This is a genomic window from Paenarthrobacter sp. CCNWLY172, from assembly GCF_037402035.1.
In the GTDB taxonomy this organism is placed as follows: domain Bacteria; phylum Actinomycetota; class Actinomycetes; order Actinomycetales; family Micrococcaceae; genus Arthrobacter.
Genome location: NZ_JBBEGB010000002.1, coordinates 50,203 through 75,769 on the forward strand (window position 1 = coordinate 50,203; position 25,567 = coordinate 75,769).

General features: G+C 63.5%; 20 protein-coding genes and 1 pseudogene. 5 read left to right on the forward strand and 16 right to left on the reverse strand.

Going from position 1 to position 25,567, the window contains the following annotated elements:
• Positions 1-52 precede the first annotated feature (52 nt).
• Positions 53-826 carry a CPBP family intramembrane glutamic endopeptidase gene (locus WBN73_RS03155; protein WP_280627606.1) on the reverse strand — a complete coding sequence of 258 codons (774 nt, stop codon included), beginning with the start codon at positions 824-826 and terminating at the stop codon, positions 53-55.
• A 23-nt stretch (positions 827-849) separates the two neighbouring features.
• On the opposite strand from WBN73_RS03155, the gene WBN73_RS03160 reads away from it, so the two are divergent.
• Entirely contained in the window at positions 850-1,530 is a 681-nt protein-coding gene (locus WBN73_RS03160; protein WP_242703564.1) for a histidine phosphatase family protein, read from the forward strand.
• Positions 1,531-1,554: 24 nt separating this feature from the next.
• Here WBN73_RS03160 and WBN73_RS03165 read toward each other — a convergent pair whose 3' ends face one another.
• The 5 genes from WBN73_RS03165 to WBN73_RS03185 are packed head-to-tail and all read right to left on the reverse strand — an operon-like array spanning position 1,555 to position 6,034.
• Positions 1,555-2,346, reverse strand: a complete 792-nt coding sequence (locus WBN73_RS03165) for a DeoR/GlpR family DNA-binding transcription regulator (protein ID WP_089594303.1) — start codon at positions 2,344-2,346, stop codon at positions 1,555-1,557.
• A gap of 24 nt (positions 2,347-2,370) precedes the next feature.
• On the reverse strand, positions 2,371-3,225 hold the full coding sequence (locus tag WBN73_RS03170; protein WP_280627605.1) for a class II fructose-bisphosphate aldolase: 855 nt from the start codon (positions 3,223-3,225) through the stop codon (positions 2,371-2,373).
• Complete coding sequence (locus WBN73_RS03175; protein ID WP_337339618.1) at positions 3,207-4,175, reverse strand: 1-phosphofructokinase family hexose kinase; 969 nt, start codon at positions 4,173-4,175, stop codon at positions 3,207-3,209. The genes WBN73_RS03170 and WBN73_RS03175 overlap by 19 nt, the downstream gene beginning before the upstream one ends.
• Positions 4,172-5,107 carry an ROK family protein gene (locus tag WBN73_RS03180; protein ID WP_337339617.1) on the reverse strand — a complete coding sequence of 312 codons (936 nt, stop codon included), beginning with the start codon at positions 5,105-5,107 and terminating at the stop codon, positions 4,172-4,174. The genes WBN73_RS03175 and WBN73_RS03180 overlap by 4 nt, the downstream gene beginning before the upstream one ends.
• A 9-nt stretch (positions 5,108-5,116) precedes the next feature.
• Positions 5,117-6,034: an SIS domain-containing protein gene (locus WBN73_RS03185; protein WP_280627602.1), complete on the reverse strand. Its 918-nt coding sequence runs from the start codon at positions 6,032-6,034 to the stop codon at positions 5,117-5,119.
• Between the two features lie 274 nt (positions 6,035-6,308).
• Between WBN73_RS03185 and WBN73_RS03190 the strand changes: the two genes are divergently transcribed.
• Entirely contained in the window at positions 6,309-10,715 is a 4,407-nt protein-coding gene (locus WBN73_RS03190; RefSeq protein ID WP_337339616.1) for an endo-alpha-N-acetylgalactosaminidase family protein, read from the forward strand.
• A 63-nt stretch (positions 10,716-10,778) separates the two neighbouring features.
• On the opposite strand, the gene hutI is transcribed toward WBN73_RS03190, so the two are convergent.
• Both hutI and WBN73_RS03200 read right to left on the reverse strand, forming a co-directional pair.
• Positions 10,779-12,017, reverse strand: coding sequence for an imidazolonepropionase (gene hutI, locus WBN73_RS03195; protein ID WP_443193244.1), 1,239 nt, complete (start codon positions 12,015-12,017; stop codon positions 10,779-10,781).
• An 11-nt stretch (positions 12,018-12,028) separates the two neighbouring features.
• The gene (locus WBN73_RS03200; RefSeq protein ID WP_337339615.1) at positions 12,029-13,126 is read right to left on the reverse strand and encodes an NAD(P)/FAD-dependent oxidoreductase; all 1,098 of its coding nucleotides are present in this window, start codon (positions 13,124-13,126) and stop codon (positions 12,029-12,031) included.
• 229 nt (positions 13,127-13,355) lie between these two features.
• Here WBN73_RS03200 and WBN73_RS03205 point away from each other — a divergent pair.
• A pseudogene (locus tag WBN73_RS03205) lies at positions 13,356-14,071 on the forward strand (AAA family ATPase).
• Positions 14,072-14,245: 174 nt separating this feature from the next.
• Here the strand turns inward: WBN73_RS03205 and WBN73_RS03210 are convergent.
• Together WBN73_RS03210 and tdh are read right to left on the reverse strand one after the other, a co-directional pair.
• Positions 14,246-15,439 (reverse strand): glycine C-acetyltransferase, encoded by a 1,194-nt coding sequence (locus WBN73_RS03210; protein WP_337339614.1) that lies wholly within the window; start codon positions 15,437-15,439, stop codon positions 14,246-14,248.
• A 47-nt stretch (positions 15,440-15,486) separates the two neighbouring features.
• Entirely contained in the window at positions 15,487-16,533 is a 1,047-nt protein-coding gene (gene tdh / locus WBN73_RS03215) for an L-threonine 3-dehydrogenase (RefSeq protein WP_207596927.1), read from the reverse strand.
• 107 nt (positions 16,534-16,640) lie between these two features.
• Between tdh and WBN73_RS03220 the strand changes: the two genes are divergently transcribed.
• Positions 16,641-17,579: a LysR family transcriptional regulator gene (locus WBN73_RS03220; RefSeq protein WP_207596926.1), complete on the forward strand. Its 939-nt coding sequence runs from the start codon at positions 16,641-16,643 to the stop codon at positions 17,577-17,579.
• 38 nt (positions 17,580-17,617) lie between these two features.
• Here the strand turns inward: WBN73_RS03220 and WBN73_RS03225 are convergent, their stop codons facing one another.
• The 5 genes from WBN73_RS03225 to WBN73_RS03245 form a co-directional block, all read right to left on the reverse strand.
• Entirely contained in the window at positions 17,618-18,811 is a 1,194-nt protein-coding gene (locus WBN73_RS03225; RefSeq protein ID WP_337339613.1) for a Gfo/Idh/MocA family protein, read from the reverse strand.
• A gap of 17 nt (positions 18,812-18,828) precedes the next feature.
• Complete coding sequence (locus tag WBN73_RS03230) at positions 18,829-19,881, reverse strand: LacI family DNA-binding transcriptional regulator (protein ID WP_207596924.1); 1,053 nt, start codon at positions 19,879-19,881, stop codon at positions 18,829-18,831.
• A gap of 56 nt (positions 19,882-19,937) precedes the next feature.
• Entirely contained in the window at positions 19,938-21,596 is a 1,659-nt protein-coding gene (locus WBN73_RS03235; protein ID WP_280627597.1) for a sugar ABC transporter substrate-binding protein, read from the reverse strand.
• 75 nt (positions 21,597-21,671) lie between these two features.
• Positions 21,672-22,595, reverse strand: a complete 924-nt coding sequence (locus WBN73_RS03240) for a carbohydrate ABC transporter permease (protein WP_207596922.1) — start codon at positions 22,593-22,595, stop codon at positions 21,672-21,674.
• Positions 22,596-22,637: 42 nt separating this feature from the next.
• Complete coding sequence (locus tag WBN73_RS03245; protein WP_337339612.1) at positions 22,638-23,672, reverse strand: ABC transporter permease; 1,035 nt, start codon at positions 23,670-23,672, stop codon at positions 22,638-22,640.
• Positions 23,673-23,964: 292 nt separating this feature from the next.
• Between WBN73_RS03245 and WBN73_RS03250 the strand changes: the two genes are divergently transcribed.
• Positions 23,965-24,960 carry a formylglycine-generating enzyme family protein gene (locus WBN73_RS03250; protein ID WP_207597513.1) on the forward strand — a complete coding sequence of 332 codons (996 nt, stop codon included), beginning with the start codon at positions 23,965-23,967 and terminating at the stop codon, positions 24,958-24,960.
• On the opposite strand, the gene WBN73_RS03255 is transcribed toward WBN73_RS03250, so the two are convergent.
• Positions 24,961-25,515, reverse strand: a complete 555-nt coding sequence (locus WBN73_RS03255; protein ID WP_207596920.1) for a DUF5666 domain-containing protein — start codon at positions 25,513-25,515, stop codon at positions 24,961-24,963.
• Between the last annotated feature and the right edge of the window lie 52 nt (positions 25,516-25,567).

The window sequence follows — 25,567 nt, forward strand, 5'->3', positions numbered from 1 at the left end:
GCGGGTGCCAATGACGTCACCCACCGATGGCGGCCGGATATGTTTAAGCGCACTACCCCAGGCCGACCGCCTTGCCGAACAGGCTGAAGCCCACAAACGCCACAATGTCCAGCAGCGCGTGGGCAATCACCAAGGGCATCACCCGCTTGGTCCTGGTATAGATCCACGCGAACACCAGACCCATGACCACGTTGCCGATGAACGGCCCGAAGCCCTGGTACAGGTGGTAACTCCCCCGCAGGACCGCGCTGACCACAATGGCCACGGGCATGCTCCAACCGAATTTGCCGAAACGGTCCATGAGGTACCCCACCACGATCACTTCTTCCACGACCGCATGCCGCATGGCAGAGAGGATGAGCACTGGCACGGTCCACCAGTAGGCGTCCAGGCCGCTGGGAACAATCGCCGTGGTGATGCCGAGGGCCCGGCCGGCGGCGTAGAGGCCCAGAGACGGAATTCCGATCACGGCAGCAAGGCCCACACCGTGGAGCAGGTCCTTGCCCGGCCGGGCGAAGTTGAAGCCGAGCCGGGCGAACGCCGAGCCGTTGTCGCCGTCGCGGTTTGCCTGGATATGCGCGGAGAGGAAGTAGAACACCAGAGCCACAGGCACCAGGGCGAAGATGATGTCCAACAGTTGGTAGGTAAGGTCAAAGTACTCGCGGGTGCTTTGGGACCGGTTCAGGGTTGAGGTGGCGTCGGCCAAGGGAGCCCGCGTCATCTTGTCCAGAAGTTGCACCACGGAATAGACGGCCGACTGGCCGAGGGACAGGCCCAGCACAATCAGTACTTCGGCGCGCAGCCGTCGGCGGGAAGCAAGGAACATGTACCCACCCTATGCTTGGTGGGATGGGTGCCCCAGCAAGAATTTTCATGATCCGGCATGGCCAGTCCGCCGCAAACGCCGACACGTCCATCTACAACCGTGTGCCGGACTACCGGATCCCCCTCACGGAACTCGGTGTGGAGCAAGCCCGCATTGCCGGTGAAGACCTTCGCCGCAGGCTCGACGGGCAACAGGTCTGCGTCTACGTCTCACCGTATTTGAGGGCCTACCAGACCTTGGAGGCGTTGAATCTGGGCTCGTTGATAGAACGCGTCATTGAGGAACCCAGGCTTCGTGAGCAGGACTGGGCCAACTTCCAGATTGCCGGGGAGATCGAGGATCAAAAGGAGCTCCGCAATCTCTACGGCCACTTCTTCTACCGGTTCCGCGAGGGCGAATCGGGTTCCGATGTGTACGACCGCGTGTCGTCCTTCATGGAGACGCTCTACCGCCATTGGCAAAAGCCCACCTACGCGCCGAACGCTCTCCTGGTGACGCACGGACTGACCATGCGCCTGTTCTGCATGCGCTGGTTCCATTGGACGGTTGAATACTTCGAATCCCTCAACAACCCGGATAACGCTGAGTTGCGCACACTGGTCAGGAACGACGACGGCCAGTACAGCCTCGATTCACCGTTCAGCCAGTGGGTGCCCAGGGATGTTGACGATTCGGTGCTGCACGCACCCAGAATGCGGTTTTAGGCAATGCACCCGGCTTGCCGGTGGCTAGCCGGCTGATGCGACGATGACTTCCGTGCCCTTGGCTTCGAAGGCAGCCTTGTCCTCTGCGCTGATTCCGGCATCGGTGATGAGGTGCCTGAAGTCGTAGCCCGCCATGGCTGCGAAGGAGCGGCGGCCCACTTTGGAGGAGTCAGCCACCACGTAGGACTCCGTGGCGCGCCGTGCCATCACAGTATTGACCATGGCCTCGCCCTCGTCGGTGATGGTAGGACCGAGGTCCGGGTCCACGCCATTGACGCCGATGAACGCAATGTCCAAAGCAACTTTCTGCATGATGACATCCGTGTAGGGACCCACGAGCTCGTAGGAGCGCGGATTCAGGATGCCACCGGTGACCATGATCTTGATGTTGGGCCGGACCGCCAGTTGCGAGGCAATGTTGATGGCGTTGGTCACCACCGTCAGCGTGGGCCTGTTGGACGGGGCGTTGAGGTCCTCGCGGGTGGAGAGCAACTGGGCCAGAGCGGTGTTGGTGGTGCCACCGCTGAGGCCTATCACAGCACCGGGGCGGATCAGCGCGGACGCCGCCTGGGCAATATCCTGCTTGGCTTGGGCGTGGTCGTCACGGTTGTAGCGGCCCGGGAGGTCATAAGCCACCGATCCGGTGGTGGCCCCACCCCGGGTCCGGCTGAGCAACCTCTGCTTGGCGAGGCTGTCCAGGTCTCGACGGGCCGTGGCCGGTGACACGCCCAGACGCGTCACGATGTCCTCGACTTCCACATGGCCGGACTCGGCCAGGAGATCGAGGATGGCAGTCAGCCGATCGGTGCGCGTCATGACGAGCCTTTCGCGGGTTCGGAGCTATTTCGCTTTGGCGAACAGCGTCAGCATACGTGCGGACTCCAGCACAAGGGCATCCCGGCCGGCCTTGAGGTACTTCCGGGAATCCACCACGGCAGGGTTGGCATCGAGGTACTCACGGACGGCGCGGGTAAAGAACCCGTTCAAATGTGTGGATACGTTGATTTTAGTCATACCCGCGCCGATAGCGGCTACGAGCATCTCATCTGTGACGCCTGAGGAGCCGTGAAGGACCAACGGTTTTCCGACCGCGGACTTCAGGCGGGTGATCAGGTGGAGGTCCAGTGAAGCGCTTCGTTCGGTCATGGCGTGGGAGGAACCAACGGCCACGGCGAGCGCGTCCACACCGGTGGCCTCAACGAAATCCTGGGCCTCGGCGGGGTCGGTCCGGACGCCCGGGGCATGGGCACCGTCTTTGCCTCCCACTTTCCCGAGCTCGGCCTCCACGTAGACACCGCGCTGGTGGGCGTAGGCGGCGACACGTTGGGTGACTTCGACGTTCCACTCGTACGGCAAATGCGCGCCGTCGTACATGACGGAGCCGAATCCCAGGTCGACCGCAGCCAGAGCGAGGTCCTCGGACTCCGCATGGTCCAGGTGCAGGGCCACCGGGACGGCGGCGGAGCGGGCGATCGCCAGGGCGGCTGACGCAATCGGTTCGAGCCCGCCGTGGTACTTGGCGCAGTTTTCGGAGATCTGCAGGATCAACGGAACACCTGCCGCTTCGGCGCCGGCCACCAGGCCCTCGGCTGTTTCGATGTGGATGATGTTGAACGCGCCTTGGCCTGTGCCGGAAGCCGCGGCCCTGTCCATGAGTTCCCGTGTGTTGACCAGGGTCACCGGGTCTCCTTCCATGTCACGATCAGTTGGTCTTGAAGTTCCTGGTACCGCGGTGAAATTTCGCCGGCGGCCGGCATGAGCACGGCAGCGGCGGACCACGCGGTGGCCCGGCGGAGTATTTCGCGCGGTTCCGTGATGCCTTCGGCGAGTGCGACGGCGGCAGCCGCCACACCGGCGTCGCCCGCCCCTGTGGGGTTGCCGCTCAGCGCTTCAGGCAGGCGCGCGCTCCAGTAGCCACCGGGAGCGGCGTGATCAAAGGCGAGCATGCCGTCCGCGCCGGCACTGACGAGTACCGTCCGGGCGCCCATGTCGATCAGGGCGAGCGCGGCTGCTTCAAGGCTGGACTCCCCGGTCGCTTCGGCCAACTCGTGGTGATTCGGTTTGAGGATGTCCGCACCCGCTTTGGCTGCGGCGATGATTCCGGGGCCGGAGGTATCGATGATGGCCGGAATGCCGGCATCGTGGGCCAGGCGCACCAGTTCCGGGTAGAAATCTCCTGGAGCACCCGGCGGCAGGCTTCCCGAACCGACCAGGACGGAGGCCGGCAGGTTTCGGTTTCCGCTGACGGCCTCAACCACCGCAATCCTGAGTGAGCGCCAGTCGTCCGGCAGGAGCGCCTGGCCTTCCTCGTTGAAGATGGACGTTTCGCCGGCGACCGTGTCCACCAGGGCGATGCTGCGGCGGGTCTCGGCAGCGACTCCTACCAGGGCGTGGGGAACGCCGCTGGTCCAGAGCTCAGCTGCAAGGGTCTGCCCGGCGGCGCCGCCGGTGGGTGCGATGGCCAGGACAGGGTAGCCCAGCTGGTGTGTCACACGGGCAACGTTGATGCCCTTGCCGCCGGCCCGGCTCAGAGGGGTGGGCACACGGTGGCTGGCGCCCTCGGTGATTCCCTGCACGGCATAGGTCATGTCGATGGCCGGATTGGCGGTGACGGTGATGATGCGGTTCACGTTGGCTCGCTTCATTGTGTTGCTCCCAGGAGTGCCCGCGCATTCAGGGCTGCACCCAGCAGGCCGGCGTCTTGCCCCAGTTCGGCCCGGATCAGCTGTGGGCGTCGTTGGAAGTCAAGGATGCCGTCCACCTTGGCCCGGAGGGGTTCCAGCAGTTCGTCACCGGCTTCAGCGAGGCCACCGCCGATTACCACCGCTTCGGTTCCCACGATGTTGACGCACTGGCAGATGGTGAAGGCGAGGGCATCCACGGCATCCGCCCAGATGCGCGCGGCCAGTTCATCGCCGTCTCCGGCCCTGAGCAGGACTCCGCGGGCACCGTTCACCCTGTTCCCGGACGCCTTGTAGTAGCGCTTGGCGATGGCACCGGCCGAACCGACTGCTTCCAGGATGGTGGAACCCGGGGAGCCAGGTCCGGCGTCGGGGTCCGGGACCTGGGCATGGCCAAGCTCACCGGCGAAGCCGCCAGCGGTGACCGCCTTGCCACCGGAGAAAACGGCTGCGGCGATGCCGGTCCCCACCACCATCACCACAACGTCCTTGAACTCTTTGGAACCACCAAAGGTGTGTTCCACAGCGGCAGCGGACCGGACATCATGATCAAACGCCACCGGAATCCCCAGGCGCTTTTCGGCTTCGGCCGTGAAAGGGAAATTACGCCAGCCGAGATTGGCAGAGTAGACACCGATGCCGGCCACGGAGTCCACGATGCCCGGGACGATGATGCCGGCCGCTTTGGCGGGGACGTCCGGGAATTCGGCAGCCAACTCGGTTTTGAGTTGGGCCAGCCTGTCCAGGACCGCCTCGCCGGGACGGGCAGGATCCAATGGTGTAGGAACCCGGCGCATGCCCAGGACTGTCCCCCGGGCATCCACCAAGCCGGCCTTGATGTCAGTCCCGCCAACATCGAAGGAGAGGACCGGTGATTCTGCGGCTCCGAGAACCATGACCGAAGCCTAGGCGGAGGCGTCGAGAATGACGGAGCGCGTCAGGTTGCGGGGCAGATCCGGATTCAGGCCACGGACGCGCGCACGCTCCAAGGTGACCTTGTGAACCCTGGCCAGCTCAGCCAACGGGTGCTTGTCGGTGTGGATGTAGAGGGCGCCGGTAACGGCCATGTCGCCGTCCAGCCCTTCAGGCTGGGCACCGAACAGCCAAGTGACGCGGCCCGGAGCTGCGATGGAGATGGGCCCGTGCCGGTACTCCATGGCGGGGTAGGACTCTGTCCAGCCCTGAACTGCCTCCCGCATTTTCAGGCCTGCCTCGTGGGCCAGTCCGACCGTCCATCCAGTGCCGAGGAAGGTGAACTGCTCGGCGTCCAGGAGTTCCTGCGGGACCGGCGCGCTCACGGCGTCGCGGGCATCATCGATAGCCTGCTGCACATCGATGTCAAGGCTGGTCAGCAGGTACACCAGCGCTGTGGTGGCAAAACGGGTCTGAACTACCGAACGCTCGTCGGCGTACTGCAGTCCGATCACGGCATCTGCCAGTTCGATGATCGGGGAGGTGGTGTCACCGATGATTGCCACGGTGGGGACGATCCCCTGAAGCTCGGCCAGGATCTCGAGTACCTCAGTGGTGGTGCCTGACCGCGTAATGGCCACAACGGCGTCGTACTGGCGATCGGCGCTGTTGCTGTTAAGGAAAGCTTCGGACGCGGCGAAGGCATCGGTGACGCCCTTCCCGGCGGATTCGCGGGCGGCCGCGTAGCTCTGCGCCATGAACCAGGAGGTCCCGCACCCGATCACGGCGATGCGCTTTCCGTCAGCCGGAAGCACGTCCTCGGCACGGGCTTGCTCAACAGCCCGCTGCCATACGTCGGGCTGGGAAACCAGCTCTTCCTCCATGAAGGCGCCCAGTGTGTTCTCGCTCATCGTGTGTTCCGCTCCCGCTCAGCTTAATGACGTTTTCTGATCTATAGAAACACTAAACGATCATTTTCGATCTCACAAGGATCATTCGCGGGGGAACTCCGCTCATCAAGTGCGCACGGCCGGAATGTACGCCGGACCGCGGAAAGCGTGTGCCGGGATGTGCTTTTAAGTTAACTAGCTGTTAACTCTTGTCAACTTCTGTCCTGTGCAGCAGTCTTAGACAGTCCGCAAGAACATGATCGTTATTCGCACGGAAAAATCAAGAAGGAGCATAATGCCCCGCTTGTCATCCACCAGACGCCTCGCATCGCTGAGTTTGGCCTGCGTCGTCGCCTCATCCTCGCTCGGCCTCATGGCACTTCAGCCTGCCACCGCAGCCCCATACTCCCCTTTCGCCCCAATCGTCCCGCAAGCAGACATCGCCGATGCTACCGATGCTGCCGTCATCACCTCCGGCCAACTGGGAGTGGAGGTCTCCACCACCTTCCCGCAGGTCCTCGGCTACATCGATGCCGCCACCAGGGCGCGCTTGGACGGCACCGTCACCCGGCTCAGCACCATCATGCTCAATGGCGTGGAATACACGGTGACCGGTTCCTCCACCGGCTCCGGAGACGACGCCCGCGAGTACGTGCTGACCGTCCCGGAATTCGGCAATACCCTCATCAAGGCCCGGCTCTCGGTCAAGAAGAACGTGGTCTCCTTCAATGTCACAGAGATCAAGGACTCCGCTGATCATCAGGTCAAGACCTTGCAACTCCCCCGGCTGAACCTGGTGACCGTCGGATCCACCCAGCCCGGGGCCCAGGTCTCCACTGCAAACCTGTCCGTGGACCGCAGCGTCACCGGTGACGAATTCACGCCCATCACCCCGGCGACTCCCCTCGACGCCACCGCCAAGAGCTCCGCCTACGCACTGGCAAATACCGCCACCTTGGGCGCCGCTGTGGAGTCCAATGCCCTGTACGACACGTCGTCGGGTCCGGGCGCGAAGGACCGCGGGCGCTTCTGGCGCCAAGCCGTCAGCGACGGAGCCGGCGGCGTATCCATGGGTATCGCCAGCGGCCAGTGGCTGTACCGTGCAGAAGGCTCCGCGACCACCGAGGAACTTCCGTGGACCCGGGTGGCCATCACCAGCGATGCCAATGCCGACGGCGGCGTGGACTGGCAGGACGCGGCGATCGCCATGAGGTCCATCCAGGTCAGCCCCAATAAGGCCGAACAAACGCCGGACAACGTGATCACGCACATCCCGTTCAACTTTGCTTCGCAGGCAACCCACCCGTTCCTGAGGACCCTGGATGACGTCAAGCGCATCGCCCTGGCCACCGACGGACTGGGGCAGGTGGCCATGCTCAAGGGCTACACCAGCGAGGGGCACGACTCCGCCAACACGGACTACGGCAACAACTTCAACACCCGTGCTGGCGGACTGGAGGACCTCAACACGCTGGTGAAGGAAGGCAAGGACTGGAACGCCAGTTTCGGCGTCCACATCAATGCCACGGAGATCTATCCGGAAGCCAAGTCCTTCAGCGAGGACCTGTTGCGCGCAGACAAGGGCCTGGGATGGAACTGGCTGGACCAGTCCTACTATATGAACCAGCGTGCGGACATTAATTCCGGCAAGCTCGCCCAGCGCATCAAGGAACTACGCGAAGCCACAGACAAGAACCTGGACTTCGTGTACGTGGACGTCTACTACGAGTTCGGTTGGCTCGCCGAGCGCCTGCAGCAGGAACTGGTCAAGAACGGCTTCCGGGTGGGCTCCGAATGGGCAGACCACCTCTCCCGGAACAACACCTGGTCCCATTGGGCCAACGATGAGAAGTACGGCGGTTCCACCAACAAGGGCATCAACTCCCAGATCCTGCGTTTCATCAACAACACCCAGTCGGACGTCTGGAACCCAGATCCCAAGCTCGGGGTGAGCCATATCGTGGAGTTCGAAGGCTGGACCGGGCAGAACGACTTCAATGCGTTCAGCGAGAACGTGTGGACGGCCAACGTGCCTGCCAAATTCCTGCAGCACCACCAGATCACCAAGTGGACGGCCGACCGGATCGAACTCGCCGATGGCGTGTCCGTCACCGGAAACACGGCTGCAGAACGCAACATCACCGTAGGCGGCATTTCCGTCCTGCAGGGTGGAACCTACTTGCTCCCGTGGTCCTCCAAGGAAAACGGCACGGCAGACAAGCTCTACCACTACAACCCTGCCGGTGGCGCCACCACGTGGACGCTCACCCAGGAGTTCGCCAAGGCCGGCTCCTTGGAGCTCTTCAAACTGACGGACAACGGCCGCGTGAAGGTCGCCGACGTCCCCGTGGTCAACGGACAGGTTGCCCTGATAGCCGACGCCAAACAGCCCTATGTCCTGGCTCCAAAGAACAACAAGGCTGAGCTGCCCAAGAAGGCCAACTTCGGCGAAGGAACGGCCTTCAACGATCCCGGCTTCAACAGCGCAGACCTCTCCCCATGGAACCCCACCGGTACCGTCACGCAGGTCCGCGATGACAAGGGCCGCCGCTTCGCCGAATTGGGGGCAACGCCGTCGTCCATCAGCCAGGAAGTGAAGCTGGACGCCGGAACCCAATCAGTGAGCGCCTGGGTGGAAATCCAGCCCGGCAAGACCCGTCCCACCACACTCTCCGTGGACATCAGCGGCAAGACCGAAAGCGTCACCATTGATTCCTCCAACGCAGAGAATTTCGTGGCCGGCGACGAGAAACACGGGACAGCCTTCCAGCGCATCCGCGTTGTGGTGGACGTTCCCCACAAGAACACCAAGGCCAAGGTCACCGTCACAGCGGCCGACGGCGACGCAACAGTGCGCGTCGACGACTTCCGGGCGGTGAAAACCGCCAGGGTGGCCACTACCGGCGTGCTCAGCGAGGACTTCGAAAACGTGGACCAAGGCTGGGGACCCTTCGTGAAGGGCGATGCCGGCGGCTCCACGGACCCGCGCACGCACATCACCGAACGTAACGAACCCTTCACCCAAAAGGGCTGGCACACCAACGTGATCGACGAAGTACTGGACGGAACCTGGTCGCTGATCGCGCACGACGAAAACCGCGCACCCGACGGCGGACCGGGCATGGTGTACCGGACCACGGAGGCAACAGTTCCGTTCCAGGCGGGCCACAAGTACAAGATTTCCTTCGACTACCAAAACTCCAAGGACGGCCAATACGCCTGGGTTTCCGGCTACGACTCCCAAGCCGGACCCGCAGTGACGGGCAGCCAGGCGGTCGAGGCCGCGACGTCCACCACACGGTTCGAGCAGACCCTGGATACCGGATTCTGCGGAGACTACTTTGTGGGACTGCAGCGCACGGGCAGTGCCAATGGTTCGGACTTCACCCTGGACAACTTCCTGGTGGAGGATCTCGGCGCGTCCGAATCCGTCCCGGCCTGCGCGCAGCTCTCGGCGGCGCTCCAGGGCGATGTGGTCCAGCAGGGCAAGGCCCAGGACTTCGTCACCACGTTTGTTTCCGATGAACCGGCAGCCATCAATGATCTGACCGTGTCGCTGAAACTGCCCGAGGGGTGGACGGCAACACCATCCACGCCCGCAACGGCCTCGACGCTGCCCGCCGGGGGCACCTTGACCACCACGTGGAAGGTCACCGCGCCGGCTTCGGCTGACGGCGACTACCCCATCACGGCGACGGCCAACTACAGCACGACCTCGCAGCCCGCAGGCAGCCGCACCATCAGCACCACCACGGCCGTCCGAACGCTGCCCAAGCCTCCGCAGGCCACCGTGTTCGCCAGCGACCACCCGTGGGTCAGCGCCACCAATGGCTGGGGTCCCGTGGAAAAGGACCAGTCCAATGGTGGAACCGGAGCCGGTGACGGCACTCCGCTGACCCTGAACGGGACGGTCTATGCCAAAGGCTTGGGAGCCCACGCCAACGGTACCGTCCGCTACTACCTGGGCGGCTACTGCACCGCCTTCACCGCGACCGTGGGCATCGACGACGCCCAACCGACGCGGGGAAGCGTGAAGTTCTCCGTGGTGGCTGATGGGACCACCAAGGTGACCACACCGGTTCTGGGCGCTGCGAGCGCTCCCCTGCCACTCACTGTGGACGTCACCGGCGCCCAGTACGTGGAACTGGTGGCCAACGACGCCGGCGACTCCAACGGCAACGACCACGCTGACTGGGCAGATGCCAGGTTCACCTGTTCCTCAACCTCCCAGCAGCCCCCGGCGCCGGTGTTGTCGGGCACCGTCTTCGCTTCCGACCTGCCCTGGATCGGCAGTACCAACGGCTGGGGACCTGCAGAACGGGACCGGGCCAACGGTGAGCAGAACGCCGGCGATGGACCCGCGCTGCGGCTGGACGGCGTCGTGTACTCCAAGGGCATCGGCGTCCATGCCGACTCGAAGATCAGCATCGCCACGGAGGCCAAGTGCAACGCCTTCACCGCCGTGGTGGGAGTGGACGACGCCAAGCTCAACAAGGGCCTGCACGGTTCCGTGGTGTTTATCGTCAAGGGCGATGGGCGCGAACTGTTGCGGACCCCTGTCCTGAGCGCAGACTCCGCCGCGCTCCCCCTCACCGTGGACATCACCGGTGTCCGCAACGTCGAGCTGATCGCTGACAAGAACGGCGACGACGCCGGCGATGACTGGGGCGACTGGGCCGACGCGAAGTTCAGCTGCGCGTAGTCCCTTCATCCCCCACGAAGAGGGGCGGTGTTCCTACCGGAACACCGCCCCTCTGTGCGTTGCTTACACGGCCCGTACGCCGGCCCGCCACACGGAATGAGTCAGCGGGATCCCCGGTCGGTAAGCCAGGTGCGTGGCCGACGGTGCCTTGAGCAGGTGCAAGTCTGCCCGATGTCCGACGGCGAGCGAACCCACCGCCCGTTCGCCGTCGACGTCGTTCCCTGACTCCCGGCCCAACGCCAACGCGCCGCCGTACGTCGCAGCCCGGACCGCTTCGTGGACGCTCAAGTGCATCTGCAACACAGCAGTGGTGACACAGAACGCCATGGAGCTGGTGTATGAGGTCCCCGGATTGCAGTTGGCAGCCAGCGCGATCTGCACGCCGGCGTCGATCAATTCACGGCCTGGTGCCAGGGGCTGACGGGTGGAGAGGTCGCAGGCGGGAAGGCAGGTTGCAACAGTGCCCCTGGTGCCCGTTCCGGTTGCCGGGTCCCAGCCCGCCCAGGTTCCCGCGAGGTCCCGGATGTCTTTGTCCGACAAGTAGTTGACATGGTCAACACTCGCTGCGGCGAACTCTACGGCCAGGGCAACACCTGGCCCCTCGCCCAACTGGTTGCCGTGGACCCTCAAGCCCAGACCGGCCGCGCGCGCTGCAGTCAGGACCCGACGGGACTGGTCCTCCGTGAACGCGCCCCGCTCGCAGAAGACGTCGGCCCAGCGAACGTGCGGGAGGACGGCGTCGAGCATGGGCCCACACACCAGGTCCGTGTACTCCTCGGGATCGGAGCCCTTCGGGACCAAGTGCGCGCCCAGGAAGGTGACCTCGTCCACTTCGGCTGCGGCGATGCGGGCACTGCGGGCCTCGTTCTCGACGTCCAACCCGTAGCCGGTCTTGCTCTCCAGGTACGTGGTCCCTTGTGAGACTGCCTCGGCCACGCGATCCCGGACGAGGCGGGTGAGTTCGTCATCGCTGACGCTGCGCGTAGCGCCCGTGGTGACCGCGATCCCGCCTGCGCTGTAGCTGTCCCCGGCCATGCGGGCTTCGAACTCGGCAGTGCGGTCCCCTGCGAAAACAAGATGGGAATGAGAATCCACCCAGCCCGGCAGGACGGCGCGGCCTTCGACGTCGATCATTTCGTCAGCAGCGGGAGCGTCTTTGGCAGCGCCGATCCAGGAAATCCGTTCTCCTTCAATGACCAACGCGGCGTCCTTCAGGACCCTGTGTTCAAGGTCCTGGGTCATCAGTTCCCCGATGTTGGTGATGACAGTGCTGCCGCTGTTCCCGTTCCTGATTCCGCTCATGTCCCTATTGTTCAGCGCCGGATGGACCAGCGCACGGCCGCCAGCTGCTCCGCTGTCCGGGATTCCGGACTGTCGTCAACTACCGTGCCCAGGATCAGCGCGGCTGCCAGCTCCGCGATGGCGGACGAAGTCTGGAAGCCGTAGCCGCCTTGCCCTGCGAGCCAGAAGAAGCCCGGCGCTTCGGCGTCGAAGCCCACCACTGGTATCCCGTCCGCAGCTTCTGTCCGGAGGCCAGTCCATGCCCGGTCCACTGAATGGATTCCCAAGGAGGTCACGGTGTTGAGTTTGCTGATCAAGGCCTCCACATCACCCGCGTAGGGCTTGGCGTCCTCGGCTCCGCTCGGCACAGATTCAGACGGCGAAATCAGCACCTGGTTGCCCTCGGCGCGGAAATAGAACGTGTCGTCAGCGGCACACACCATGGGTGTTTCCGGCGTCAAGGGGCTATCAACATTGACGATGGCAGCCGTCCGTCGGTACGGCTGCAGTCCCAGCTTCTCCACCCCGCTGATGACGGCCAGCTCGTCCGCCCACGCGCCTGCCGCGTTAACCACGACGCCGGACTGGAACCCTTCGGTTCCCGCGCCCACCTGCCAGCCGCTCCCCAATCGTTGGGCGGAGTGGACCTTAGCTCCAGTGATGATGTCCACTCCCGCAGCTTCCGCTGTGCGGCGGTGTTCCTCAAGCAGGAGCGGAGCGTTGCAGCCGAAGGAGCCGTTATCCAGTCCTGCGGCTGTAAATGAGTCGGGGTCGAGCACCGGGCAAAGTCGTATCGCTTCGTCGTGGGTGATGGCATGCATATTACCGCTGGCCTCGGCGCGGACTGTTTCTTCGTCGCCAACCAGCATGAAACCACGTGGCGTCAGGATGGGTTCGTCCGCCTGGGCATCGCGCGCCGCCAACATTTCCAGGGTTCGAATGGTCAGCTCCTGCACGACTGCCGGACCGTAACTGGGGATAAGTTGCCGGGCTGAACGTGACGACGTGTGGAAGGCCAAGGACTGCTCGGCCTCAACAAGTGCAACCGTGCACCTGCCCGCGAGGGCCGCAGCCAAGGACAGTCCCCCGATGCCGCCGCCTACGATTACCACGTCATAATTCGAAGCCATGGCTCCATCCTGTCAGAACCGATGCTCTCTCACATCCCGCGCCCTTCAACGCAACCCTCTCTCACATCCCGCACCCTTCAACGCAACCCTCTCTCACATCCCGCACCCTTCAACGCAACCCTCTCTCACATACCGCGCCCTTCAACGCACCCCTCTCTCACATTCCGCGTTCGTGGTGCGCGCCGGTACTTGTGGCCTTAACGTCTGCCAGGACTGCAACAATGACGGCATGCACCGCAACCATCCCATTCGGCGGGTGATGGAAGATCCCGCCAATGCACTGGACCGCCACAAGTGGCCAGCCAGCCTGCCTCCGGTAACCCAGCTTCTGGAACAAGGTCTGGATCTGCCTCCTGCAACCATCCTCGTGGGCGAAAACGGTTCTGGTAAGTCAACAGTTATGGAGGCCATCGCCTTGGCCTACGGTTTGTCCCCGGAGGGCGGATCAACGGGGGCCCGTCACACCACAAGGTCTACGGAATCCGAGCTGGGCAACCACCTGCAACTCATCCGCAACGCCGGCAGCAGCAGGCGTGGTTACTTCCTCCGTGCTGAGACCATGCATGGTTTTTTCACCTATCTGGAGAAGAACCCCAGCACGTTCGGCGACTTGCCCTTCCACGACATGTCACATGGCGAATCGTTCCTTCAGCTCGCTGTTGACCGGTTCCGCGGGCCCGGACTATGGGTACTGGATGAGCCGGAGTCAGCTTTGTCCTTCAATGGTTGCCTCAGCCTGCTGTCAGTTCTCAAGGAGTTGTTGTTGGGGGCAAGTCCCAAGTCATCATGTCCACGCACTCGCCCCTGCTTGCCGCCCTTCCGGGCGCCCAAATACTTGAAGTCGGGCAGTGGGGCTTACGTCCCAGGCAATGGGCCGACTTGGACCTGGTCACCAACTGGCGATCATTCTTGGACGCCCCGGAACGATACCTTCGGCACCTATAGGCCGACGCTCTCGCACTTTCGTGAAGAAAGTGAGAGAGCGTCGGTCTTAAACCCGCGGGACGTGCGAGAGCGTCGGTCTTAAACCCGAGGGACGTGAGAGAGCGCCCGCCCGAAACCCGCGGGACGTGAGAGAGCGTCGGTCTTAAACCCGAGGGACGTGAGAGAGCATCCGCCTTAGGCGACCGCGGCGCGACTCTTGACGAACGCCTGAACGCAGGCTTCGACGTCGTCCGCGCTGTGCGCAGCGGACAGCTGCACGCGGATCCGGGCCACGCCCTTCGGCACTACGGGGAAACTGAAGGCCGTGACGAAGACGCCGTTGTTGAGCATTTCGTCGGCTACCTTGGCAGCAACCACGGCGTCACCGAACATGACGGGGATGATGGCGTGCTCGCCGTCCAGGAGATCGAAGCCTTCCTCGCTCATGCGGCGGCGGAACAATGCAGCGTTCTGGAACAGTCGGGTACGGAGTTCGCCGGATTCCTGGACCAGTTCGATCGCCTTGATGGTGGCCGCAACGATGGCCGGGGCAAGCGAATTGGAGAACAGGTACGGGCGCGCCTTCTGGCGGAGCATGGCCACAATCTCGCCGCGGCCGGAAACGTAACCGCCCGAAGCACCGCCGAGGGCCTTACCGAAGGTGCCGGTGTAGATGTCCACACGCTCGGAGACGCCGGCGTGCTCGGGGGTGCCTGCACCGGTGGGTCCCATGAAACCGACGGCGTGGGAGTCGTCCACCATGACCAAGGCGTCGTGCTTGTCGGCGAGGTCGCAAATGGCCTCGAGCGGCGCGAGGTACCCGTCCATGGAGAACACACCGTCGGTAACGATGATCTTCCGACGGGACCCTTCGGCTTCGACCAGCTTTGCCTCGAGGTCCGCCATGTCCTGGTTGGCGTAGCGGAAGCGCTTGGCCTTGCTCAGCCGGATGCCATCAATGATGGAGGCGTGGTTCAGGGAGTCCGAGATGATGGCGTCTTCGGGGCCAAAGAGCGACTCGAAGACGCCGCCGTTGGCGTCGAAGCAGCTGGAGAACAGGATGGTGTCTTCGGTCCCCAGGAACTTCGAGACACGGGTCTCCAGTTCCAGGTGCAGGTCCTGGGTTCCGCAGATGAACCGCACAGACGCCATGCCGAAGCCGCGCTCGTCCATGGCGGTCTTTGCTGCAGCGATGATGTCCGGGTGGTCAGCCAGGCCCAGGTAGTTGTTGGCGCAGAAGTTCAGGACTTTGTTGGCGGGCTCCCCGAGCTGGCCTGCGGCGATGTGGCTGGCCTGCGGGGAGTCGATGTGGCGTTCGGTCTTGAAGAGGCCAGCGTTGCGGATCTCGTCCAATTCGCCTTGCAGCTGGTCTTTGATGGCTGAGTACATAAGGGGTGCTCCTAAAGGTGAGGGGGCCGGGTGCAGTTCAGGTTCAGCTACAGTTCAGTCCAGTCGAGGACCACTTTGCCGCCGGTCCCGTTGCGGGCGATTTCGAAGCCCTTCTCCCAGTCCTTGGCAGAGAGCTTGTCGGTGACTACCGCGGAGATGTTGCGGTGCAGCACGGGGTTTGAGGACAGCATGGCGCTCATGGCGTACCAGGTCTCAAACATCTCGCGGCCGTAAATGCCCTTGAGCGTAAGCATGTGCGTGACGACCTTGCCCCAGTCGATGTCGATGGATTGGCTGGGGAGACCGAGCATGGCGATGCGGCCGCCGTGGTTCATGTTGTCGATCATCTCAGGCAGCGCGGTGGGGTGTCCCGACATTTCCAGGCCGATATCAAACCCTTCGCGCATCCCCAGTTCCTGCTGGGCATCGCGGACGCGCATCTTGGAGACGTCGACGGCCAGGTCAACGCCCATCCGGCGGGCCAGTTCCAGTCGCGGAGCAGAGACGTCCGTGATGGCGATCTTGCGGGCGCCGGCATGGCGGGCGACGGCGATGGCCATGAGCCCAATGGGACCGGCACCGGTAATCAGCACATCTTCGCCGACCAGCGGGAAGCTCAGCGCAGTGTGGACGGCGTTGCCGAAGGGATCGAAGATGGCACCGAGTTCCGGGGTGACGGATTCATCATGGTGAACCCAGACGTTGGTTTCCGGAATGACGACGTATTCAGCAAAGGCACCATCGCGCTGCACGCCGACGGAGACGGTATGGATGCACATCTGGCGGCGGCCGGCGCGGCAGTTGCGGCAGATTCCGCAGACCACATGGCCTTCGCCGGAGACCCGGTCCCCTACTTTGACGTCGCGGACGTCTTCGCCGATTTCCACTACTTCGCCATAGAACTCGTGGCCGGCGATCAGCGGCGCTTCGATGATGCTCTGGGCCCAGGCGTCCCAGCTCTGGATGTGCAGGTCGGTGCCGCAGATACCGGTGGTCATCACACGGATCTTGACGTCGCTGGGGCCCGCTTCGGGCTCAGGACGTTCGACGAGTTCGAACCCTGCGTGGGGTCCGGATTTGTAGAGAGCCTTCATGGGATTCCTCACTGCCGGGGCTGCTTCGCTGCTGCTGAGTCCATTAGAGCCCCGTCAACGATTTAGCACAACTAGGTTCTTCTCAATCAACGATTTAGACTTTGCTAATGGAAATACACCAGTTGCAGATGCTTCGTGAGCTCGGCGACCTCGGCAGTGTCAAAGCGGTGGCCGAGACGCTCATGGTCACTCCATCGGCTGTTTCCCAGCAACTCGCCCTGCTGCAGAAATCGGTGGACGTGCCGTTGACGCGCAAAGAAGGCAGGGCCTTGGTGCTGACGGACGCCGGCCGCGTCCTCGCCGAGGCCGGTGCCGCCGTCGTGAACGCCATGGCAGATGCGCGGGCAGCAATCGGCGCTTACCACGATGCTCCGGACGCGCCGGTCAGCGTGAGTGCGTTCCACAGCGCCGGGCAGGCTCTGTTCGCGCCGTTGGCGGCGCTGCTGGCGTCCGGAACAGCGTCCGACGGCGGGAAGTCGCCGCGCCTGCGACTGTCCGATGAGGATGTGGCACAGGAGGATTTCCCGGGGTTGGCCGCGCGGTACGACCTCGTGTTGGCACACCGGATGGACAACAGCCCGCAGTGGCCGGAGGACAAGGTGGCGGTGATTCCACTCGCAGACGAGCCCTTGGACATCGCTCTCCCGGCGGACCATCCCCTGGCGGTCCGGCCGGAACTGGAGCCATCCGACGTCGTGGGTGAATCCTGGGTGACCAGCCGCGACGGCTACTCCCCCGCGGACGTGTTGGCCGCCGTCGTTGCCGTGAGCGGCAGACCGGCCGAGGTGCTGCACCGGATCAACGATTATTCGACCGTCGCGGCGTTGGTTTCCGCGGGCGGGGCGATAGGGCTGTTGCCGAGGTTCACTGCACGCCGCGTGTTGGATGCCGGAGTGGTGCTGCGTCCGCTGTCCGGCGTGAATTCGGTGCGCAAGATCGACATCCTGGCCAGGCCGGAGACACTCAAACGGAAATCGGTCATGACGGTTTGCGAGTCACTTCAAACCGTCATGACCGAGCTTGTGGAGCTCTCCGGCCCGGGCTGACCCAAGCGGGCTGACCCAAGCGGGCTGACCGCGGTCGGTCAGTCGCGGACCAGGGCGGGCTGGCCGGCGTCGAAGTACTCCACCAGTTCGGCGGGGAGGTCCGGAACCTCGCGCGCAGAGCCGTCACCGCGGAGTGATTCCGCGGCAAGGATGCCCGCCACGACCGCCTGCCGGGCCGCAATGGGACTGGTCTGTGTTTGGCCACCTTGGGAAGCGAACCGAAGGAACTCCTCGATCAAACGGGGATCCGCGCCACCGTGGCCGCCTTCGCCGTCCTGGATGGTTATGACCTCGTCCGGTGCCGCGTAGCCGGATGACCGGCTGGTCCACACGTTGATGGTCTCGCCGGGTCCGTCGCCGAGGTTTTCGATGCGGCCCTTGGTGCCGATGACGGTGTAGTTGCGCCAGTAGTCAGGGGTGAAGTGGCACTGCTGGTAGGAGGCGAGCACGCCGTTGTCCAGCACCATGTTCATCATGGAGATGTCCTCGACGTCGATCACTTCAGCCAGGTCCTTCTGCTCTGTGGGCGGCCAGTTGTCCATGGAGAACCAATCACCCATGCGCTTTCCGGCGTTGTTGCTGCGGTTCGCGACGTCGCCGTAGACCGCGAGGTCGCCGACGGCGGCAACCCTCTTGGTGTAGCCCCCGGCAAGCCAGTGGATCACGTCGATGTCGTGGGCACCTTTTTGGAGCAGCAGTGAGGTGACGTTGGCCCGTTGTGCATGCCAATCCTTGAAGTAGTAGTCACCACCGTGGCCCACGAAGTGGCGGCACCAGACCGCCTTGACCTCGCCGATCCTGCCGTCCTCGATGAGTTGGCGCATCTGTACTACAACGGGCATGTGCCGCATGTTGTGGCCCACGTACAAGCGCGTGCCGGTTTCGTATGCCGTTGCCAGGATCCGGTCCGCAGCGTCAATGGTGATGTCCAGCGGCTTCTCGCAGAAAGTGGGGATGCCCGCCTTGAGCGTAAGGACCGCGACGGCGGCGTGCTGGTTATCGGGGGTCAGGACCAGGACAGCGTCAATCCCACTGCTCAGGAGTTCTTCCAGATCCCCGGTGACGCGGGCGGTCGGGATCCGGTCCGCAGCATCTGTCCGGCCTCGTTCGCTGAGGTCGCAGACAATGGTGACCTCAGAGCCCTGGCCTGGCTTGTGGGCGTGTTTCCATAGCCCTGAACGCAGGCCGAAACCTACGATGCCAACCTTCAAATCCTTTTCCATGGTGTGCAATTTCCTTCTTCTGTTTCTTAGTAAAGTCTGGTTGCGGCGCTGCGGTGCGGCGCCGATTCACGCACGAACAAGTGCCACGGGAAGTCCAGGACGTCGGGTTCCTCTGCTGTGGTGGTGTCAGCAGGGCCAGTTGCCCGCCGCAGGAGCAGCCGGGCCAGCTTGTCGAAGAAATCCACGGGACCTACGGTGCTGAGAGAGGGGGACATCCGTTCACCCTCCACGGTGTTGCCCACACCGATGATGTCCACATCGGTGCCCACGGAAAGACCCAAACGCTGGGCAGCATTGATAGCGGCGACGGCTGCGTAATCCGTGGTGGCATAGATGGCAGTGGGCCGGTCCGCCATGCTGAGCACCCGGGTTGCCGCAGCGTAGGCCCCAGCGCTGGTGCCATCGAACAGTCCCACGTAATCGTCCCGCTCCGGAATGCCGGCGTTGGCCAGGGCGTCGGAGTACGCCCGGTATCGGGTCCCACCGGAGGTGCCAGCGGCGGTTGCCGGTGTCAGGCACGCGATCTGGCGGTGGCCGTGGAGCAGGTGCTCCACGGCCATGCGGCAGCCGGGCCCGGCGATGGAGCGGATGACATCGAAGCCCTCCGCTTCCACCTCTTCATCAAAGACCACCAGCGTGGTTCCATGTTCGGCCAACTTGCGCAGCGCGTCCCGCTGGTCAGGACGGACGGCGTCAACGAACACCGCATCGGCGTTGTGGGTGCCGAGCACTTTGACCCAGTCGGCGTCTCCAAGGATCATCGGTGTGATTCCCAGAGGACCGGCCGCCTTTTGCACGGCCTCGATCACGGACAGGGACCATGGATCGGACAGCATGGTCAGCGACAGAATCACGGTGTTGGTGCGACCCGTCCGGATGGCCCGGGCCGCTTGGTTGGGGCGGTATCCCAACCGCTCCGCAGCCGCCTTGACCTTTTCCGCCGTCGGATCCGAAACTCCCGGTCCGCCGTCACCGCGGCGGCCGGACAGCACGTAGGAAACCGTGGCCGTGGACACTCCCGCCAGCTCGGCCACCATGCGGATGGTGGGCCGGACTCCGGTGGTGCTTGCTTTTGCCATGGTTCCCCCTGCTGATCTTCTCTGTCTTGGCGCGTTGGTTCGTTGTTGGTTTGAGGCTAGCTTCTGAACACCGGAGCGTTGGGGTCCAACGCGGCCTGGTACTCATCGCGCATCTTGTCGCCGCCTTCGCTCTTCCAGCGCTTGACGGCATCCTTGAGCTCATCGATTTTGGCGCGGCCGGTGATGATGTCCACCACCTTGTCGCGAAGCTGCTTGGTGATCTTCGCTCCCACCTTGGCGTTGGTGTCCGAATAGGAACCGTTGGTGGGGTTGCGCCACGCGAATTCAAGGAGCTTCTCCTCCTGCTGGCTGACGTACCGGGTGTCGTCGTCGAATCCCGGGTTGAAGATGACGTTCTCCGGACTGGACATGATGTTCAACGCCGAAACCAGGCCTGGTGCGTTGGTGGTTCCCGTTTCGGTGCGCGCCGGGTTCCCGGAGGCGTCGATGGTGTAGTCCTCGCCGAGTTCACCAAAGTTCTTCTGCAGGTACTCCACCGTTCCAAAGGGCGCCGACAGGTAGTTGATGAGCGCCAGCAGTTCACGGATCTTGCCCTCTTCGGCCTTCTTGAACGGCGTGAAACCCACCGTGCCGTAGCCCATGTCGTACACCGGCTTGACCTTGCCGTCGGCACTGAAGGGAATGAGGACATCAAACCGGGCAGTCTTGTTCAGGGCACGGTAGCTGCGGATATCGTGCGGGCCCACCACAACCTGCGCGGCCACACTGCCGTTTGCTACGCGGGAGCGGATGTCCGTGGCCTTGGAGTCCGGGTAGAAGACGCCCGCTGCGAACATCTTGGCAGTGAACTCCACACCGGCCAGGTATTCGTCGGTTTCATACAGGTGGGTCAGGGTGCGGTCCTTGTTGACGGCCCAGCTGTTGGGGGCGCCAAACCACTCCGTGACCATATGAAGGGCGTTGATGTAGGCCGGCTCCAGCGCATATTGCTGGTCGCCGGGACGGGTCAGCTCCTTGGCCTTCTCCAGGAATTCCTCGGCGCTGGAAGCTTCAAACCCGCCAACCTTGGACCACATGTCGTGGTTGCCCAGGTACACCTGGCCGAACGGGGTACTGGGGATGGGAGCTCCCCAGATCTTGCCGTTCACGACGGCGGTCTTCCAGGAATCGGGCTTCAGTGCAGCCAGGTTGGGGTACTCCAGCACGGCGTCACCGGAGAGGTACGGCGTCAGGTCCTGGAACTTGGCCTCCAGCATGGGGCCGACGTTGGGGATGCCCTGGTTCGGTGGAACCCACATCATGTCGGGGAGATCGTTGCTGGCCAGAACGGTGGCGAATTTGGCCGGGTAGCCGTCTCCGATGTCTTCGGCGATCTGGAGCTCCAGGTCCCCGCCGAGCTTGGCATTGAGCCTCTGCCAGAAGGGGTTGTCCTTCAGGCCGGGGCTCATAGTGTCGAAGGTTTCGGTCAGGCCGGTCACCTTGCCCTTGAGCGGCGGCGTCTTCACGGACTGCACAGCGGTGGGCAGCTTGAAGTAGCCGGCTTGGAGGCCTTTGGCGTTGCCCGCGATGTCCGGGGTGACGCCGGTGAATTCCTTGTACGTGGGCAACTTGACCGACGCGGAGGCAGCGGCGCCACCGTTGCTCGCGGTTCCGCCACCACCGCATGCGGACAAGCCTGCGGCGGTCACGGCCAAGCCAGCGAGGCCAAGGAAACCGCGGCGGCTGAATCCAGCCTGGGAGGTAGTGCTTGTCATGGCATAACCCTTTCTGGTTACTTGCTTTTCTCTGAGGTTTGAGTGCGTTGGGTTTTTCTGGATCCTGGGAGGGAGCTAGCCCTTGACTGCGCCGGTGATGACGCCCTTGGCAAAGTGCTTCTGGAGGAACGGGTAGACCATCAGGATTGGGACCAATGCCACGACAACGACGGCCATTTGGATGGACTGCGGCGGCGGAGTGGTGGTGATTCCCAGTTGGTCCGCCGCGCCACTGCCCTGGACCACGAAGTTGCGGAGCAGCAATTGGATGGGCCACTTGCTGTGGTCGTTGATGTAGAGCAGGGCGTTGAAGAAGGAGTTCCAGAACCCGACGGCGTAGAACAGTCCGACGACGGCGATCACTGCTTTGGACAGTGGCATCACGATGCGCCACAGAATTTGCCAGTCGTTGGCGCCATCGATCCTGGCACTTTCGATCAGTTCGCCCGGGATGTTCATGAAGAATGATCGCATCACCACAAAGTTGAAGGCTCCAAAGATGCCCGGGAGGATCAGCGACCACAAAGAATCGAGCAGCCCGAGTTGACGGATCATCAGGAACGACGGGATCAGGCCAGGCGCAAACAGGAGCGTAAACAGCACAGCGAGAATCACGGGACGGCCAAAGAGCACGGTGCGGCTGGTGGCGTAGGCCATGGTGATGGTCACGAACAGGGCCAGGATGGTGCCCACCGCGGTGACCAGCATGCTGACGCCGAGCGATTGCAGCACCATGGGCCCTTTGAAGATAGTGGCGTAGGCCTCCAGCGTGGGACGCTCGGGCCAGAGGACGAAACCGCCTGCCTTCACCAGTTGTTCGGTGTCAGCGAGGGATGTCGACACCACCAGCAGGATGGGCGTGAGGATGGACAAGCTGAAGACGACCAGGACTATCGCTTTGATCGTTTGGTATAGGGCGGAAGGCTTCTCCTTCCACACCGGGCGCTTGGGGTTGTAGCTAAGCTCCCGGGGTTTCCTGGTGAAAAGTGTTGTTGCCATGGGGTTCTCCTTGTGCGGCAGGCGCGCGGGTCAGCGTGGCTGTCAGCGCACTTGTTTTGCGAAGATTCCGTCTTCGCCGAAGCGGTGGGCAAGTTTGTTGGCGCCATAGATCAGCAGCGCGCTGACCACGCCCTTGGCGAGGCCGGCTGCAGCACCTGAGCTCCAGCCGCCTCCTACTACGCCGGTGTAGTAGGTGAAGGTGTCCAGCACTTCTGCCGCCCCGGCGCCCACAGCGTCGCGCTGGAGGATGAACTGTTCAAATCCGACAGAGAGGATGTCGCCGATGCGCAGGATCAACAGGAGCACGATCACGGGCCTCAACCCGGGAAGGGTGATGTGCCACATCCGGCGCCAGCGCCCGGCGCCATCAGCCGCCGCAGCTTCGTAGAGCGAAGCGTCGATGCTTGCCAGGGCGGCCAGGAAGATGATCATTGCCCAGCCGGCGTCTTTCCAGATCATCTGGACGACCACCATGACGGGGAAGGTTTCCGGGTTGGTCATGAAGGGAATGGGATCCATGCCCCAGTCCCTCAGCAGGTTGTTGACGAAACCAGCGCCGCCCAACATCTGCTGGAAGAACGCGATGACAAGCACCCAGGAAAGGAAGTGCGGCAGGTAGGCGATGCTCTGGAAGATGCGACGGACCCGTGTGCTGATGAGTGAATCAACAATCAGCGCCAGCACCAGCGGCACCGGGAAAAGGAAGATCAACTGCCAGGCGGCCAGATACAGGGTGTTCCAGAACGCGTGGATGAAATCCGGATTCCCGAACAGATCCACGAAGTTCTGCCAGCCAACCCACAAGCTGTCGCCGATGCCCAAGTACGGCTGGTAGTCCTGGAACGCGATGACGTTGCCCAGGATGGGGATGTAGAAGAAGAGCAGCAGGAAGGCCACACCCGGGACCATCATGAGCAGCATCTGCTTGTCGCGTCGCAGGCGGGACCGGAAGCTCTGCTGCGGAGGCTTGCTCCGTTTCCGCTTCTTTGATCCGACCCCAGGGGCGCTCCCCCGTGCCGGCGCCGCGACCCGGCGGGCTTCGGGCAATGCCGGAGCCTGTTCCGTCGTCGAGTTCATGGTGTCTCCTCAAGTGCCGAGCCGGAACCACCAATGTGATCCAAGCCACGCTCGTTAACCGTTTAACAAACCATAAGTGACCCGCATCTCTTTTTGCAAGATCATGATCGAAACTGAGTGCAGAAATCACATTTCGTCACTTCGGGAAGGCCTCGGGTTTGCGTGGAGTCGGGGTGTGACGCCGGAGTGCGCAGCGGAAAGTGGTCCACCCGTGGGGTTTGGGAAGGAGCGTGTGGCAGGCCACCGGACCCCGCTAAAGTACAAGCAGTTGGTTTATAGACAGAAGGTGGACATGGCAGACTGCTGCAGCCCGGGTGCCGGCGCCCGGGAACACTCGACGCCGGGGCTGGCGCTCCCCCTGCGCGCGGTGGGCGGACACCCGACCAGCGGCACACCCGGGACCAACCATATGCACCAGACCAACGACGTGGACATCCCCGGCGGGACGTTCACCATGGGCGATCGTTTCAACGAGGGCTATGAAGGCGACGGCGAATCACCGCTGCACGAGGTCGCCATCTCACCATTCCGGATCAGCGCCACAACAGTGACCAACCAGGAGTTCGCACAGTTTATCGACGCCACCGGCCACCGCACCGAGTCGGAGATCTTTGGTACATCAGCGGTGTTCCACCTCGCCGTGAAAGCCAGTCCGCATGACATTCTCAACCGGGTCAACAACGTCCCGTGGTGGCTTAACGTCCGCGGCGCCGACTGGGCGCACCCGGCCGGGCCCCTCTCGAACTGGGAAAACATCCCGGACCACCCGGTGACCCACGTGTCGCACAACGACGCCCTCGCGTACTGCGAATGGGCCGGCCGACGACTGCCGACGGAAGCCGAATGGGAATACGCGGCCCGCGGCGGGGTGCCGGGACGGCGATACCCGTGGGGCGACGAGCTCCACAACAACCCATCAGGCACCGCCGCACACAATTGCAACATCTGGCAAGGCGATTTCCCGTCCCGCAACACCGAAGACGACGGCTACCTCACCACCGCACCCGCCAGGTCCTTCAGCCCCAACGGTTACGGGCTCTACCAAACCAGCGGGAATGTGTGGGAATGGTGCAGCGACTGGTTCCTGCCCAAGTACTACAAAACCTGCCTGGCGCAGGGAACGGTCGAGGACCCGCAGGGGCCCACCATCGGCCGGGGCAGGGTGATGCGCGGTGGCTCATACCTCTGCCACGAGTCCTACTGCAACCGGTATCGCCTGGCAGCGCGGAGCTCGAACACCCCGGACTCAGCCAGCGGCAATCTGGGCTTCAGGACTGTAGCCGCGTAACTATTTGGGGCCGTGGCCCTTGTGCCCGGGCCCACCCTTGAGGCCGGCCGGCAGTTGGCCTGCCAATACCCTCGTGGCGGTCACCGTATCGCCCTCCCGAGTACCGCTGATGCGCACCGTATCGCCGGCCTTGAGGTCCGCTGCTGCAGCTGTGGGCAGGAATGGCTTACCCCTGCCGTTCCTGGGCCCGGGAACAGCAGGAACCATGGAGATCCGGGTGTCCGCGGTGATTGCGTAGCGCTGTGTGAAGCCGTCGTCGCTCTTCACGGTCACCTCTGAATCACTGGCCGCTTCGATGGTTCCGGTCTGCGTGACCACCGTGCGGTACGTCCCGTCCCGCTGCTTCACCACGTGCTCGCCATGAATTGCCTGGCCGCGGCCTTCAGTGGACTTGGCGTTCGCGGACGCGGAAGGGCTGTTGGACGGAAAAGCGCTCGACGGCGGGGGGCTGGCTTGCGTGCCTGCCCAGACAGCGGCGGCCCCGCCACCTGTCAGGGTGACGGCGATCCCGCCGGCAAGGACGGCCTTCCGAAGGCCCGGTGAGAGTGTGGCCATGCATCCATTGTGCGCCCAAAAAGCAAAGTAGGCCGCAGCAAAAACTGCGGCC